Genomic DNA, 12,092 nt, shown 5'->3' on the forward strand with positions numbered 1-12,092 from the left:
CGGGGGCTCGTCACAGCCGCTCGTCTCAGTGCACGTCGAGCGCGGCCGTGGCCACGGTGTGGTCCGGCGCCTTCACCGAGAGGGTGTGGTCGCCGAGCGTCGTGTCGGCCGGGATGGTCACCTTCACCAGGGCGTTGCCGCCGGCGTCGGTGGTCACGGTGCCGAGCGCGCGGATGCCGTCGAGCCGGATCCGCTGCAGCGTGAGCGGGTCGAAGCCGCGCAGGTGCATGAGGACCTGCTTGCCCGGCTGGACCCGCGGCGGCGAGAGCTGGAGCGTGCCGCTGCTGACCGGGTCGACGTGGGCCACCGGACGGAGCCGCACCACCTGCGGGTCGTGGTCGGAGGCCTGGTCGGCGAACTCGGAGTTGACGTGGATGACGTCGTACTCCACCGCGCCCGGCGCTGACAGCACCGTCGAGGTGAAGATGTGGTCGAGCACCTGCGAGACGCCGTTGTAGTTGTAGGTGTAGCGCTCGTTGGCCGGCAGCGTGTTGATGAGGTCGGTCAGCGTCGCGCCGTCGTCGGTGAGCGTCCTCGCCGCCGGGGAGAACTGGTAGTCGTTGAAGTCACCGGCCAGGACGACGTTGGCCCTGGGGTCGACGGCCAGCACCTGCTTGACGAACGCGTTGACCGCCGTGGCCTGCGCGGTGCGCTGCTGCTCGGAGCTGCGCGTCGGCGGCTGGTAGCGGCCGTCGGCGTTCTGGTCGCCGCCCTTGGAGTTGAAGTGGTTGGCGACGACGATGACCTTCCTGCCCTGGAAGACGAACTCGCCCGCCAGCGGCTTGCGGCTGTCCTCCCACGCCTGGTTCGACGGGTCGACCCGGCCCGGCGAGACGGTCAGCGCCGCGGTGCCGTCGCTGTCCTCCTGGACGCCCACCGCCGTGGTCGAGTCACCGCCGGGCCGCTGCACGAAGGTGACCCGGTTGGGGTTGTAGAGGAAGGCCACGCGGATGTTGCCGCCCGGCTGGCCACCGTCCTGGTCGTTGACCGGGTCGATCTCGGCCCACTGGTATGCCGGTCCGCCGGCCGCGCTGATCGCCGCGGTGAGCTTGGTGAGGGTCTGGTCGGCGGCGACCGTGCCGTCGTCCGTGGCACCGCTGTTGTCCTGGATCTCCTCCAGGCTCACCACGTCCGGCGAGGCGAGGTTGGTGACCACGCCGGCGCCGAGGCGCTGGTACTTCGCGTCGGAGTCCCCGGGTGCGAGGTTCTCCACGTTGTAGGTCGCCACCGCGAGCTGGTCGGCGGCCTGCGGGGTGGCCAGGTTGCCGGTCAGGTGGTTGTCCTGCCATGCGCCGGTGGCCGTCGCGGCGATCGCGTAGCCGCCGAAGGTGGACCAGTCCACCGGGCCGGTGGTGGCGCCCGTGAGCACGTCGCCGACGTTGGCGGCGGGGACGACGCCGTTGACCGGGGTCACCAGGAGCCGACCAGAGGGCAGGTTGTAGCTGTCCACGTAGGTGCCACCGCGGTACGTCGCGTTCTGCGCCGGCTTGGTGGTCACGTAGATCTCGCCGTACTGCTGCTTGCCGGGGCCGACGACGCGGGCGTCGTCCACCTCCACCCGCATGCCCTCGTGGGCCTCCCAGAACTCCAGGGCGGAGTGGGCCGGGTCGACCGGGCTGATCGCCTCGACGTCGCCGCCGGCGACCTGCGGGGCGTAGGTATCGGGCACCGTCGACGGGGTCAGCTGCAGCGGCTCCGGCAGGGCGTTGCCCTTGCTCACCACGGTCACGGTGGTCGGGGTGATCTCGGTGGTGGACAGGCTCGAGGTGGTCGAGACGGTCTCCCCGGAGGAGAGCGGGTAGTAGTCGGTGACCGAACCGCTCACGAGGACCGCGTCACCGACCGAGACGCCGCCCTTGGAGCTGAAGACGAAGACACCGGAGGACGCCGACGGGCGGGTGACGTCCGGCTGGGCCTCCTGGATCCAGTAGCCGGCGCTCCTGCCGGTGCGCACCGCGGTCACCACGCCGGCGACCTTGTTGACGCTCTGGCCCTTGAGCGGGGAGATGAACCCGTCGCCCTGGACGTCCTGGATCGTCGTCGTGCCCGGGACGCACTCCTGGGGCGTCGGGACGGCGGTGCAGTCCGGCCCGGTCGGTGCCGAGCCGTTGGAGGCCTTGGGCGTCGGCGCGGCAACGGTGAAGTCGGCGCCGTTGTTGCCGGTGTTGACGACCGGGTTGTTCTTGCGCTGGGCCGAGGTGGAGTTGCTCGTGGCCGGAGTGGGGGTGCCGCCGGCGGCGTCGTTGGCCCCGCCGAAGCCGACGAAGTCCACCACGCCCGCGGCGGTGGAGCAGGTCGCGCCACAGGAGAGGGTGGTGGTGCTGTTGACCAGCGCCAACTTCCCCGCGGTGGAGGACATGGCGATCGTCCCGGTGACGTCAGGGGTGGGCAGCGCGGCGCCGGTGGTGCCGCCGGCCTCGCCGACGAGGTATCGCGCCCCCGCGGCGATCGTGCCGGTCAGGGCCGTCTTGCCCGACCACGTGGTGCCGCCGGCCGAGGAGTACTGCACCGACCAGCCGGAGAGGTCCACCGGCGCGGAGCCGGTGTTGACGAGCTCGATGAAGTCGTTGGTGTAGGGCGCGCCGGAGTTGCCGCCGCCGCCGTAGACCTCGTTGATGATGACGCTTGCGCCGGGGTCGACCGCGTGGGCGGCCGGCGCCAGGCTCAGGCCGGCGACGAGGAGGGTGCCTGTGGCCGCCACCGCCCCCGTCACTGTGCGCAGGAAAGGCATGGTGCTCCTGTGGTGTCGCAGAAGGTGGCTCACGCCCGGATGTGGTCGCGAGCGAGCACAACCTAGGCGTCCGCTGTGTGCCTTGTGTGAGCCTTTGCCGACAAATGGGAAGAACTTGGCCCGGCACCCTCTGCCGTTCACCCCGGCCGGTGCGACGCCGGGCCGGCCACCCGGCATACACGACAGCGGCCCCCGCCCCGGTGAGGGGCGAGGGCCGCTGCTGATGCTGGGGTCAGGCCTCGGGCTGCTCGCGCGGCTCGGGCGTGGAGTCGACGCCGGCCTCCTTGCGCTGCGCATCGGTGATCGGCGCGGGCGCGTCGGTCAGCGGGTCGACGCCGCCACCGGACTTGGGGAAGGCGATGACCTCGCGGATCGAGTCGGCGCCGGCGAGCAGGGCGACGATGCGGTCCCAGCCGAACGCGATGCCGCCGTGCGGCGGTGCGCCGAAGGCGAAGGCGTCGAGCAGGAAGCCGAACTTCTCCTGCGCCTCCGCCTGCGACAGGCCCATGACCTTGAAGACGCGCTCCTGGATGTCACGACGGTGGATACGGATCGAGCCGCCGCCGATCTCGTGGCCGTTGCAGACGATGTCGTAGGCGTAGGCCAGCGCCGGGCCGGGGTCGGTGTCGAAGGTGTCCATGAACTCGGCCTTGGGCGAGGTGAACGCGTGGTGCACCGCGGTCCAGGCGCCCGAGCCGACGGCGACGTCGCCGCTGGCGGTGGCGTCCTCGGCCGGCTCGAACAGCGGGGCGTCGACGACCCACAGGAAGGACCACGCCGACTCGTCGATCAGGCCGCAGCGACGGCCGATCTCAAGGCGGGCGGCGCCGAGCAGGGCGCGGGAGTGCTTCGGGGCGCCCGCGGCGAAGAAGATGCAGTCGCCCTTGTCCGCACCGACGAAGTCGGCCAGGCCGGCGCGCTCGGCGTCGGTGAGGTTCTTGGCGACCGGGCCGCCGAGCTCGCCGTCGTCACCGACGAGGACGTAGGCCAGGCCCTTGGCCCCGCGCTGCTTGGCCCACTCCTGCCAGGCGTCGAGCTGCTTGCGCGGCTGCGACGCGCCGCCGGGCATGACCACGGCACCGACGTAGGGGGCCTGGAACACGCGGAAGGTGGTGTCCTTGAAGAACTCCGTGCACTCCACGAGCTCGTTGCCGAAGCGCATGTCGGGCTTGTCGGAGCCGAAGCGCGCCATCGCCTCGTGGTAGGTCAGGCGCGGCAGCGGACCCTGGACCTCGTGGCCGACGAGCGCCCACAGGGACTTCAGGATCGCCTCGCCGAGCTCGATCACGTCGTCCTGCTCGACGAAGCTCATCTCGATGTCGAGCTGGGTGAACTCCGGCTGGCGGTCGGCGCGGAAGTCCTCGTCGCGGTAGCAGCGCGCGATCTGGTAGTAGCGCTCCATCCCGGCGACCATGAGCAGCTGCTTGAACAGCTGGGGGCTCTGCGGCAGGGCGTACCAGCTGCCCGGCTGCAGGCGGGCAGGCACGAGGAAGTCACGGGCACCCTCGGGGGTGGACCGGGTCAGCGTCGGGGTCTCGATCTCGACGAAGTCGCGCTCGGCCAGCACCGCGCGGGCGGCCTGGTTGACCTTGCTGCGCAGGCGCAGGGCGGCACCCGGGCCGGGGCGGCGCAGGTCGAGGTAGCGGTGCTTGAGCCGCGCCTCCTCGCCCACGGTGACGCGCTCGTCGATCTGGAACGGCAGGGGCGCCGACTCGCTGAGCACCTCGACGGTGGAGGCGACGACCTCGATCTCGCCGGTGGGCAGGTCGGGGTTGGCGTTGCCCTCGGGACGGGGGCGGACCTCACCGGTCACCTTGACGACGAACTCGTTGCGCAGGTGGTGGGCCTCCGCCTCGGCCAGGACCTCGTCCCGCACGACCACCTGCGAGACGCCGGACGCGTCGCGCAGATCGAGGAACGCCACGCCGCCGTGATCGCGCCGACGGGCGACCCAGCCCGTGAGCGTGACGGTCTGACCGGCGTGGTCGGCACGCAGGGTGCCGGCCTCGTGACTGCGAAGCACGGTGATGTCCTTAGCTGGAGGGTGTGCGGGATGTCCGCCCATCCTACGGACTTCGGGGCCGCCACCCCGAACCGGTTATCCGCCCTTGACCACGCCGAGCAGGCGCTTCGGCGCCTGCCCGCGCCCGGGGCCGGTGACCACCTCGGACTGCGCGGCCTGACCAGCCGCAGCGACTGGGGCGGCCCGCACGGCCCGCATGGGCCTGCGAGGGCGTCCGCTTCACACGGCCGCCCTCGGGGTCGCGAACCTTGACGCCACTCCCGGGAAACGAGAGGCCTTGTCCACCGATTCGAACACCTGTACTATATGAACAGGGGGTTTGCATGGACGGTCTGGAGACTGCGCTCGACATCGAGCTCGCGCAGGTGTGTGGCGGGTTGAACCAGCTGCATGCCCGGCTGGTGACTCTGGTCGCCGGCGCGCTCACCAGCGAGCGCTGGGCCGGTGACTGCGTGCGGTCCCCCGAGCACTGGCTGGTCCTGCGCGCTGGACTGTCCCCGTCCCGGGCGCGCGAAGTCGTCAGCCTGGCCCGGCGCGAGGGCGAGCTGCCGACGGTGATGGACACGTTCACCCGCGGACAGCTCTCGCTCGACCAGGTGGCGACGGTGGCCCGGCACGCCCCGGCTGCGATGGAGGCCTCGGTGACCGAGCTGGCGGTCAACGCCACGGTGCCCCAGCTGCGGCGCACGCTGTCCCGTTACGCCTTCGCCGACGCCGCCCCCGCGACTGACCACTCAGTTGACGGCGCTGCCGCCAGGGAAGGCGACGGCGACGGCACCGGCGACGCCGAGACCCCGGGCCCGGCGGTCGCCCCCACGCCGGAACGCCGCGTCGAGGAGCCGGCCCACCTCGCGATGGGTTACGACGCCGACGGCCGGTTCACGCTGCGGCTCTCGGCCCCTCCCGACCTCGGCGCCCTGGTGGAGGCCGCCCTGACGGAGGCCCACGACGCGCTGTTCCACGCCGGGCACCCTGAGGTCACCTGGGCCACGGCCCTGGCCGAGGTCTGCGAGCGCTCCCGTGCCAACCCTCCCTCGCCCGGACGGCGCGATGCGTTCCGGGTGCTGGTCCACCTCGACACCAACGGCGGCTGGCTCAACGGCCGGCCCGCGCTCCCGCTGCATCTGGTCGACAAGCTCACCTGCGACGGCGCCCTGCGCCCGCTTTGGGAGACCGAGGGGCACCCGGTCAACGTCGGCCGCGCCCTGCGCATCGTCCCCGACCGCACCCGGCGCCTGGTCGAAGATCGCGACCGCGGGTGCCGATTCCCCGGGTGCGCCGCGACCACCGTTTTCGAGGTCCACCACGTCATCCACTGGGCCGACGGCGGCCCGACCGACACCACTAACCTGGTCAGCCTCTGCCCGCACCACCACGACCGCCACCACGCGGGCGACTTCGACATCCGAGGCGACGCCGACCGGACTGACGGGCTGACCTTCACCGACCGGTGGGGCCATCCGATCCGCCCGGCGCCCGCCTACCGGCCACCGCCTCCCGGCCTCTCACCGGATCCGGGCACACCAGCCTTCGCGGACCCGCCAGGTTCGAGCCACTCACCGCATCCCGGGAGCCCGCCCGATCCGGGCAGCCCACCAGAGCCGGGCAGCCAGGGAGAGATGGGCAGCCCAGTGCGTGCCGACGAACGCGACGTCGTGACCGGGCACGCCGGGGTGTCGACCGCCCGGCCCTACGACGGGCCCACTGGCGAGATCCTGCACAGCAAGTGGGTCACCTTCACCGAGTCCGCACCCATCCCGGCCTGACTCTGACCTGTGCCGACCGCGGTGAGGCTCTGGTGAGCCGTCGACAGCTCAGCCGTCCGAGCCCGTGGACCGGGCGGGGTCGGTCGCCTAGGGGAGCCAGTCGCCCCGGCGGGTCAACCGTCGGGCGGTCAGTCCGCGACGTCGCCGTCGACGTAGACCCACCGACCACCGCGGCGCACGAACCGGCTGCGCTCATGGAGCACGCCCCGCTCGCGGCCGTGCCGCCACGACGCCCGGAACTCCACCTCGCCCTGGTCGTCGTCAGGACCCCCAGCACGGGTATCCAGGACCTCGAGCCCCGTCCACGTCAGGTCCGGGTCCAGCGCCAGGTCACCCGGCCGGTGGGCCGGGTGCCAGGTCCGCGCGAGGTAGTCGCCCGCGCCCACGGCGAATGCGGCGTACCGCGAGCGCATCAGTTCCTCGGCAGTGAGCGCCATGCGCTCCCCGTCATGCAGCGGCTGGCAGCACACGGCATACGTCGCGCCACTCCCGCAGGGGCAGGGGCGACCGGACGCCCCGCCACGTCCCTCCCCGGCACCGACGAACCCGCCATCGGCAGAGGAGCCAAACCCGAGGGCGCCAGAACCGACGACGCCACTCATGACCGACCTCCCTGCGCCCGCACCCTTGACATGCGAAATCCAATTCGTTGATAGTGATGAGAACGGATGGGGAGTATCCCCCTGAGCGTCGTCGTCAGGACGGGTCGGTCAATGCCGGCCCCGGCGCCGCTGGTCCCGACCACATGTGGTCGCGTCGACCGGGAAAGACCTCCGTGAATCCTCGATTCACTGGAGTCTGTCATGGTCGTCCCCCCTTGGGCGTGGCTCGTGGTCCTGACGGTCATCGTCGCCATGCTGGTCATCGACCTCCTGGCACATCGCAAGGACCACGTCATCTCCGCACGCGAGGCGGCAACCTGGTCCGCGGTCTGGGTAGGACTGGGCCTGCTCTTCGGCGGCGTCGTCTGGGCCACCCTGGGTGCGCAGGCAGGTAGCGAGTACCTCGCCGGCTACCTCATCGAGAAGAGCCTGGCGGTCGACAACGTCTTCATCTTCGCGCTGATCTTCGGCTACTTCGCGGTCCCCCGCGAGCTGCAGCACCGTGTCCTCTTCTACGGGGTCGTCGGCGCCCTGGTGATGCGCGCCGGCTTCATCGCCGGCGGTGCGGCACTGCTTGATCGCTTCCACTGGTTGCTCTACGTCTTCGGCGCCTTCCTCGTCTTCACGGGGTGGCGCATGTATCGACACCGTCATGCCGAGTTCGACCCGAGCGGCAACCCGGTCCTGCGGCTGGTGCGGCGGGTCGTGCCGAGCACCAGCGAGTACGACGGGAGGCGGTTCTGGGTGCGCCGCGGTGGGCGACTGCTGGCCACCCCGCTGTTCACCGTCCTGGTGTTCGTCGAGGTCACCGACATCATCTTCGCTGTCGACTCGATCCCGGCGATCTTCGCCGTCACCCAGTCACCCTTCCTCGTCTTCACCAGCAACGCATTCGCGATCCTCGGGCTGCGCGCCCTGTACTTCCTGCTGGCCGAGCTCATGCACCGGTTCGTGTACCTGAAGACCGGACTCGCCGCGGTCCTGGTATTCGTCGGCGTCAAGATGCTGGTCATCGACCTGTGGAAGGTGCCGGTCGCTCTCTCCCTGGCCGTCATTGCGGCCTGTGTGGGCGTGGCCGTCGTCGCCAGCCTTCGCGCCACCCGGGAACCGGCGAGGCCGACGTCATGACTTCCCGCGCTCCGACCCTCGTGAACGCACACGCCCAAACGCAGCCTGCACCATCTGCACCACCGCACCCCTCCTTCCCAGCCCGCGACTGAAGGGACCACTCCCGATGACCACTGCCACCAAGCACGCCCCGGCGTCGCCGCAACCGCGCGCCCTGCGCTGGTCCGACGTCGCCCAGCTGACCATCAGCATCGGCTTCCCCTGCGTCACCGTCACGTTGCCCACCAAGCCGGCTGCACGAATGACCCCCTCGGACCAGGAGGAGCTCAACGTCCTTGTCCAGCAGGCCGAGCAGATACTCAGGGCTACCGGCCTGACCAACGTGGGGCCGGTCATCTCCGCCCTGCGCGGGCTCGCGGCGTCCGCGACCACCGGGCGGACTGGCCATGCCCTTGCCCTGTACGCCTCCAGAGCCGTCCAGCGGTCGTTCCGGCTGCCCCAGACCAGCACGCGGCGCGTGGTGGTGGAGTCCACGTTTGCCACCCGGGAACTGGTCGCGGCGCTGCACCGGACCCCGCCGCACCTGCTCCTCACGCTGTATCCCAGCTGCGCCCATGTCTACGAGGCGCAGCAGCACACCCTGGTGCTGCGTTCGACCGTGCACGTGGGCGACCAAGCGTCCACCGCGGTGGACCCCACGGACCCTGAGGAGCTGTCCCGCCTGACCATGGACGCGTTCCTGGGCGACGTCGAGGCCGAGCTCGCCCGGCAGCGGGCCACGTTCCCGTCCCCCTTGGTCATCGCGGGGACGCCCCGGCTGATCGACCTCTTCACCAGGAGGTCGAGCCACTGCTACCGCCTCGCGGGCATGATCGACACCGCATACGCCCAGACCCAAGACGAGCTGCTGCGCCGGTCCGCGGTGGCCCTGGAGCGCTACCTCCTCGCACGACAGACCGACGCCCTGGCGTTGGTGCGTCGCGCGGAAGCTGGGGACACCCACCTTCTGGCCAGTGGCATCGAGGCTGCGTGGCAGTGCGCTCGCCGTGGGCAGGCCGTCATGCTCGTGGTGGAGCAGTCCTACAGCGTGCCGGGCCGCGTCGGCGGACACCCGATGGACCCGCAGGACTATGAGCCCGCCGACCCAACCCACATCCACGACCTGGTCGACGACCTGGTCGAGGAAGTCATTCGCCGGGGCGGGCAGGTGGCCCTCGTGGACGACGGTGCCCTGACGGATCACCACCGGGTCGCTCTCGTCACCGCCTCCGCCCACCCCTGACCCAAGCCGCCAGGCCAGGAGACCGGATCGTCAGGGGGGCGTCCGCCCCGGGGCCGGATGCGCCGTGGCGTCCGGCCCCGTGACGGGCAGGGGCGGCCAGACGGACCCGCGGACCAGCTCGAGGAAGGCTCCTACGGGAACCCCGGCCTCGAGTGGATGCCGGAAGGGCAGGTCCTCACGCACGGCATACCGGTTGCGACGCCCCACTCGTTCCCTCGTGAGGTAGCCAGAGGACTCGAGGTCGGCGACGATCAGCTGGACCGCGCGTTCGGTGATCCCCACGCGGGCCGCCACTTCACGCAGGAGCGCGTCAGGATCGGTCGCAAGGGCGACAAGGACGTGTCCGTGGTTCGACACGAACGTCCAGCCGTTCGCCATGCCGACCAGACTACAGAACCTAGATTCGCCGTTCTTGGTGGTGTGGTCCTCGCCGCTGGCAGCTGTGCACGCAATTGGACGAGGCGTCACGCCCGCACGGAACGCGCCCTCACCGCCGGCCCCCGGACGCCGGCACCAGCGACGAGGGAGCCGCGGCCAGCGCGTCCACGACCGCCGCCAGGGCCGGGCTCTCCCCCATCGTGCGCCGCCACACGGCCGTCACCGTCCGCGTGGGCACCGGGTCGTGGACGGGAACCGCGACCACCTCGGCCGGCAGGGCACCGCGCCCGAGCCTCGGCACCAGCGCGACCGCCAGCCCCTGCGCCACGAGGGCGATGTGGGAGGCGAACTCCGCCGCGAAGTGCTCGATCCGCGGGGCGCGGCCGATGTCGTGGAACATCTTGGTCAGCCACTGGTGGCAGATCGATCCGGGTGCCACGCTCACCCAGCGCTCCCCGGCCAGCTCGGCGGCCGAGACCCGCTCCCGCCCGGCCAGCGGGTGCTCCCGGTGCACCAGCACGTCGGCGTAGTCCGACCCGAGATGGCGGCAGGTCAGGTGGTCCGGGATCGCCAGCGGCAGCGGCTCCCAGTTGTGCACCACGGCCAGGTCGACCTGCCCGGTCGCGACCAGGCTGACCGCATCCCAGGGCTCGGCCTCGCTGAGCGTGACGTCGAGCCCGGGCGAGGACTCCCGCAGCGTGGCCAACGCCGGCGCCACCACGCCCCGGGCCGCGGTGGCGAAGCTCGCCAGCCGCACCCGCCCGACCGGCTGACCCGTGGTCGACTGCAGCTGGGACTCCAGCCGCTCCATCTGGGCGAGCAGGTCGTGGGCCGAGGCCGCGAGCAGGCGGCCGGCCTCGGTGAGCATCACCCCGCGGCCGTACTTCTCCAGCAACGCGACCCCGGCCCGAGCCTCGAGCCGCTTGACCTGCTGGGAGACGGCGCTGGCGGTGTAGCCGAGCGAGTCCGCCGCCGCTGCAACGGATCCCAGCCGGTCCACCGCCGCGAGGGACCGCAGCGCCACCGCATCGATCATGTAGCGACGCTACATCGTTAGGGCAATAAACGTTTGCTGGTGCTTCATGGTGCAACGCGGCACCGTGGTGCCATGCCCCCCGCCACGCTTCCCGCCCGCGACGCCGCTCTCGCGACCCTCGTCGCCGTCGTGTGGGGAGTCAACTTCATCGCCATCGACCGCGGCCTGGCCAGCGTGCCCCCGCTGCTGTTCGTCGCCCTGCGCTTCGTGCTGGTCTGCTTCCCCGCAGTGTTCCTGGTCCCCCGCCCGGCCGTCCCCTGGCGCCTCGTCGTGACGATCGGCTTGTTCATGAGCCTGGGCCAGTTCGCCCTCGTCTATGTCGCCATGCACCTCGGCATGCCTGCCGGACTCACGCCGCTGGTGCTGCAGAGCCAGGTCCTGCTCACCGTGCTGTTCTCCAGCGTGGCCCTGCGCGAGCGTCCCACCCGCGGCCAGCTGATCGGGGTCCTGGTGGGTGCCGCCGGGCTGGCCGTCGTCGCGGTCGGCCGGGGTCCGCACGCCCCGCTGCTGCCCCTGCTGCTCGTCGTCGCCGCGGCCACCTCCTGGGCCATCGGCAACGTCATCGCCCGTCACGCCCGCCCGACGTCGGGGCTGTCCATGGTGGTGTGGTCCGGGCTGGTCGTGCCCCTGCCCCTGCTGGCCCTGTCGCTCCTGGTCGAGGGCCCGGCCGCGGTCTCTGCCGCGGTGACCCACCCGGATCTGGGCGCGCTCGGCTGCGCCGCGTTCACGGCATACCTGGCGTCGCTGCTCGGCTACGGCCTGTGGAACTCGCTGCTCGCGCGCCACCCCGCCACGGCCGTCGTCCCGTTCACGATGCTCGTCCCGGTGGCCGGCATCGCCGCCGCCTGGGTGGCGCTCGGCGAGGTGCCCACGGCACCCGAGCTGTCCGGCGGGCTCATGCTCCTCGCCGGGGTCGCCGCCGCGGCCCTGCTCTCCCGCCACCGCCAGAGCAGCCTGCACCGGGCCGCAACGCAGACCGCCGCCCCGGTGACCGGGGCGGCGGTGGGTGCGAGCTCAGCTCTGGGAGAAGCCGTGGATCAGCGGTATGCCGGGTGCTCGGGCCAGGGGGCGTCGTAGGGCCGCAACGTGCCCCAGTCGAGCTCCCGTGCCGCGTAGGCGGTGAGGATGCCGATGATCGCGGCCGGATTGTGCAGCCGACCGGTGAGGACTGCGGCCACCGCCTCGTTGAGGTCGACCCAGCGCACG

The 12,092-nt window shown here is 71.7% G+C and carries 9 protein-coding genes; 4 read left to right on the forward strand and 5 right to left on the reverse strand.

Features of this window, described 5'->3' with window-relative positions; translation table 11 throughout:
• Positions 1–25 precede the first annotated feature (25 nt).
• On the reverse strand, positions 26–2,701 hold the full coding sequence (locus tag VF825_RS04825; protein WP_331110704.1) for a lamin tail domain-containing protein: 2,676 nt from the start codon (positions 2,699–2,701) through the stop codon (positions 26–28).
• Positions 2,702–2,963: 262 nt separating this feature from the next.
• Positions 2,964–4,754 carry an aspartate--tRNA ligase gene (gene aspS / locus VF825_RS04830; protein WP_331110706.1) on the reverse strand — a complete coding sequence of 597 codons (1,791 nt, stop codon included), beginning with the start codon at positions 4,752–4,754 and terminating at the stop codon, positions 2,964–2,966.
• 323 nt (positions 4,755–5,077) lie between these two features.
• Here aspS and VF825_RS04835 point away from each other — a divergent pair, with 323 nt between their 5' ends.
• Positions 5,078–6,520 (forward strand): HNH endonuclease signature motif containing protein, encoded by a 1,443-nt coding sequence (locus tag VF825_RS04835; RefSeq protein ID WP_331110708.1) that lies wholly within the window; start codon positions 5,078–5,080, stop codon positions 6,518–6,520.
• Between the two features lie 128 nt (positions 6,521–6,648).
• Here VF825_RS04835 and VF825_RS04840 read toward each other — a convergent pair whose 3' ends face one another.
• Complete coding sequence (locus VF825_RS04840; RefSeq protein ID WP_331110710.1) at positions 6,649–7,122, reverse strand: YchJ family protein; 474 nt, start codon at positions 7,120–7,122, stop codon at positions 6,649–6,651.
• A 201-nt stretch (positions 7,123–7,323) separates the two neighbouring features.
• On the opposite strand from VF825_RS04840, the gene VF825_RS04845 reads away from it, so the two are divergent.
• Both VF825_RS04845 and VF825_RS04850 read left to right on the forward strand, forming a co-directional pair.
• Positions 7,324–8,250 carry a TerC family protein gene (locus VF825_RS04845; RefSeq protein ID WP_331110712.1) on the forward strand — a complete coding sequence of 309 codons (927 nt, stop codon included), beginning with the start codon at positions 7,324–7,326 and terminating at the stop codon, positions 8,248–8,250.
• Positions 8,251–8,356: 106 nt separating this feature from the next.
• Positions 8,357–9,472 carry a hypothetical protein gene (locus tag VF825_RS04850; protein ID WP_331110714.1) on the forward strand — a complete coding sequence of 372 codons (1,116 nt, stop codon included), beginning with the start codon at positions 8,357–8,359 and terminating at the stop codon, positions 9,470–9,472.
• Between the two features lie 30 nt (positions 9,473–9,502).
• Here the strand turns inward: VF825_RS04850 and VF825_RS04855 are convergent, their stop codons facing one another.
• Positions 9,503–9,850 carry a helix-turn-helix domain-containing protein gene (locus VF825_RS04855; RefSeq protein ID WP_331110716.1) on the reverse strand — a complete coding sequence of 116 codons (348 nt, stop codon included), beginning with the start codon at positions 9,848–9,850 and terminating at the stop codon, positions 9,503–9,505.
• Positions 9,851–9,959: 109 nt separating this feature from the next.
• Positions 9,960–10,886 (reverse strand): LysR family transcriptional regulator, encoded by a 927-nt coding sequence (locus VF825_RS04860; RefSeq protein WP_331110718.1) that lies wholly within the window; start codon positions 10,884–10,886, stop codon positions 9,960–9,962.
• Positions 10,887–10,958: 72 nt separating this feature from the next.
• Between VF825_RS04860 and VF825_RS04865 the strand changes: the two genes are divergently transcribed.
• The gene (locus VF825_RS04865; protein ID WP_331110720.1) at positions 10,959–11,963 is read left to right on the forward strand and encodes an EamA family transporter; all 1,005 of its coding nucleotides are present in this window, start codon (positions 10,959–10,961) and stop codon (positions 11,961–11,963) included.
• Positions 11,964–12,092: the final 129 nt, after the last annotated feature.

It is taken from the genome of Oryzihumus sp., assembly GCF_036391795.1.
Lineage (GTDB): Bacteria > Actinomycetota > Actinomycetes > Actinomycetales > Dermatophilaceae > Oryzihumus.

What these genes read in the sequence shown, in the direction of transcription:
- VF825_RS04865 (WP_331110720.1), top strand. Translation starts at nt 10,959, where the DNA reads ATGCCCCCCGCCACGCTTCCCGCCCGCGACGCCGCTCTCGCGACCCTC.
- VF825_RS04855 (WP_331110716.1), bottom strand. Translation starts at nt 9,850, where the DNA reads ATGGCGAACGGCTGGACGTTCGTGTCGAACCACGGACACGTCCTTGTC.
- VF825_RS04850 (WP_331110714.1), top strand. Translation starts at nt 8,357, where the DNA reads ATGACCACTGCCACCAAGCACGCCCCGGCGTCGCCGCAACCGCGCGCC.
- VF825_RS04845 (WP_331110712.1), top strand. Translation starts at nt 7,324, where the DNA reads ATGGTCGTCCCCCCTTGGGCGTGGCTCGTGGTCCTGACGGTCATCGTC.
- VF825_RS04840 (WP_331110710.1), bottom strand. Translation starts at nt 7,122, where the DNA reads ATGAGTGGCGTCGTCGGTTCTGGCGCCCTCGGGTTTGGCTCCTCTGCC.
- VF825_RS04835 (WP_331110708.1), top strand. Translation starts at nt 5,078, where the DNA reads ATGGACGGTCTGGAGACTGCGCTCGACATCGAGCTCGCGCAGGTGTGT.
- VF825_RS04860 (WP_331110718.1), bottom strand. Translation starts at nt 10,886, where the DNA reads ATGATCGATGCGGTGGCGCTGCGGTCCCTCGCGGCGGTGGACCGGCTG.